General features: G+C 53.2%; 2 rRNA genes. Both read right to left on the reverse strand.

Features of this window, described 5'->3' with window-relative positions:
- Positions 1-16: 16 nt before the first annotated feature.
- Positions 17-129 (reverse strand): 5S ribosomal RNA (rrf, locus tag CIK90_RS08650).
- 101 nt (positions 130-230) lie between these two features.
- Positions 231-3,126 (reverse strand): 23S ribosomal RNA (locus CIK90_RS08655).
- Between the last annotated feature and the right edge of the window lie 145 nt (positions 3,127-3,271).

Consider the following 3,271-nt stretch of genomic DNA (forward strand, 5'->3'; position numbering starts at 1 on the left):
CAAGGTGCTTTGTAAAAGATGGCGGCCTCCTACTCTCCCGCATTGCATTGCAGTACCATCGGCGCAAGTGGGCTTAACTTCTCTGTTCGGAATGGGAAGAGGTGGAACCCCACCGCAATAGCCACCTGATAATTCTCTCAGCCGTATCACATACAGCCGGTATAGGTTGACAATCGCACACAAGCAAACTGTATCACAGATACAGAGCCAACATCTGAAAGTATCGCCTCAGACAAAAGTTTTCGGGCAATTAGTAGTGCTCGGCTTTGACATCGCTGTCTTTACACCTGCACCCTATCAACGTCGTAGTCTTCGACGACCCTCAATGGAGTCCTCATCTTGAGGCCGGCTTCGCACTTAGATGCTTTCAGCGCTTATCCGAACCCGACGCGGATACCCGGCGGTGCACCTGGCGGCACAACCGGTAAACCGGAGGTCGGTCAACCACGGTCCTCTCGTACTAGTGGCCGGTCCCCTCAAGACTCCTGCGCCCACGATAGATAGAGACCGAACTGTCTCACGACGTTCTGAACCCAGCTCGCGTGCCACTTTAATGGGCGAACAGCCCAACCCTTGGGACCTTCTCCAGCCCCAGGATGTGACGAGCCGACATCGAGGTGCCAAACCACCCCGTCGATATGAGCTCTTGGGGGGGATCAGCCTGTTATCCCCGGAGTACCTTTTATCCTTTGAGCGACGGACCTTCCATACGGATCCGCCGGATCACTATGCCCCAGTTTCCTGCCTGCTCGGCATGTCTGCCTCCCAGTCAAGCGCCCTTATGCCATTGCACTCTATAAGGCCGGTTACCAATCGGCCCGAGGGCACCTTTGGAAGCCTCCGTTACGCTTTTGGAGGCGACCACCCCAGTCAAACTACCCACCAAGCAGTGTCCGCGCAAAGCGCGTTAGACCTCAGGCAGCAGAAGGGCCGTATTTCAAGGATGGCTCCACACACGCTGGCGCGCATGATTCAATGCCTCCGGCCTATCCTACACATCCGATGACCAAGGTCAATGCTAAGCTGTAGTAAAGGTTCACGGGGTCTTTTCGTCCCATCGCGGGTAATCGGCATCTTCACCGATACTACAATTTCACTGAGCTCACGGTTGAGACAGCGTCCGGATCATTACACCATTCGTGCAGGTCGGAACTTACCCGACAAGGAATTTCGCTACCTTAGGACCGTTATAGTTACGGCCGCCGTTTACCGGGGCTTCAATTCAATGCTTCCCTTGCGGTGACATCTCCTCTTAACCTTCCGGCACCGGGCAGGTGTCAGGCTGTATACCTCATCTTGCGAGTTTGCACAGCCCTGTGTTTTTGCTAAACAGTTGCCTGGACCTATTCTCTGCGCCTCCATTGCTGGAGGACCCCTTATCCCGAAGTTACGGGGTCAGTTTGCCTAGTTCCTTAACCGTGAATCTCTCAACGCCTTAGTATGTTCTACCCGACTACCTGTGTCGGTTTGCGGTACGGGTTCCGTATGGATTAAGTTTAGCGGATTTTCTCGGCAGTATGATTACCTGCGCTGTCGGCTCTCTCCGGAGAGAGTGCCGTACTCTCGGAGTTCAGCTCGGGAGGTGGATTTGCCTGCCTCCCTCAATGCCTACATCCTTTAACGGGGAATTCCGTTTCCCCGCGGCAGTGTCACGACTGCGTCTCCACGTCACTCCATAAGGAAGTCACGGAATATTGACCGTGTCAGCCATCGCCTTCGCCGTTCGGCTTAGACTTAGGACCCGACTTACCCCGGGATGATTAACATTGCCCGGGAAACCTTAGTCGTACGGCGGGGGTGGATCTCACACCCCTAATCGTTACTTATACCTACATTTGCTTTTCCTGAAGCTCCAGGGAAAGTCGTCCTTTCCCATTCAACGCCGCAGGAATGCTCCCCTACCGATACTTTTATCATTACTATCCCGCGACTTCGGTGCCTGTCTTATACCCGATTATTATCCATGCACGGTCTCTCGACTAGTGAGCTGTTACGCACTCTTTGAATGAATGGCTGCTTCCAAGCCAACATCCTAGCTGTCACGGAGACCACACTTCGTTAGACTAACTCAGACAGAACTTGGGGACCTTAGACGGCGGTCTGGATTCTTCTCCTCTCGGGGACGGACCTTAGCACCCGCCCCCTTACTGCCACACTGCGGTGTATGAGCATTCGGAGTTCGTCAGGTCGCGATAGGCGGTGAAGCCCTCTTGACCTATCGGTCGCTCTACCTCTCATACAGATCATGTGACGCGGCACCTAAATGCCTTTCGGGGAGTACGAGCTATCTCCGAGTTTGATTGGCCTTTCACTCCTACACACACCTCATCCGGAAGCTTTTCAACGCTTATCGGTGCGGACCTCCATCCCGTGTTACCGGGACTTCATCCTGGACATGTGTAGATCACTCGGTTTCGCGTCTACCTCCACAGACTATACGGCCTGTTCAGCCTCGCTTTCACTGCGGCTCGGGAAGTCCTCTTCCTTAACCTCGCCTGTGACGGTAACTCGTAGGTTCATTATGCAAAAGGCACGCCGTCACTGCTTATAGCAGCTCCGACCGCTTGTAGGCGCATGGTTTCAGGTACTCTTTCACTCCCCTTATAGGGGTACTTTTCACCTTTCCCTCACGGTACTGGTACGCTATCGGTCTCACGGGAGTATTTAGCCTTGCCGGATGGGCCCGGCGGATTCGCGCAGGATTACACGTGTCCCGCGTTACTCAGGATACCGCTAGGTCTCGCAATTGTTTCGAATACAGGATTATCACCTTCTATGATGTAACTTTCCAGATACTTCTTCTCACATTGCAAGTACCACGGCGCGGTCCTACAACCCCTGCCATGCGTTGCCACAAAGCAGGTTTGGGCTCTTCCCCGGTCGCTCGCCACTACTGGGGGAATCATTGTTATTTTCTCTTCCTCGAGGTACTAAGATGTTTCAGTTCCCTCGGTTAGCCTCCCTGCCTACGCAGGGATAACAGGCCTTCAGCCTGATGGGTTGTCCCATTCGGAAATCCGCGGATCAAGGGATATTTGCTCCTACCCGCAGCTTATCGCAGCTTATCACGTCCTTCATCGCCTCCGTGAGCCAAGGCATCCACCATGCGCCCTGACTTACTTTCGCCTTGACTTAAGCATACTTTCCTATAACTATAGGCGGCCGTATGCATAAGTGCTCATACTTTCAGCTGTTGATTTCTGATTTATTATCTAATCTACAGTCTTGCTTGTGTCAATATGTCAAAGATCTCTTTCCTCTATTTCAAGGA

It is taken from the genome of Prevotella sp. P5-126, from assembly GCF_002251185.1.
Lineage (GTDB): Bacteria > Bacteroidota > Bacteroidia > Bacteroidales > Bacteroidaceae > Prevotella.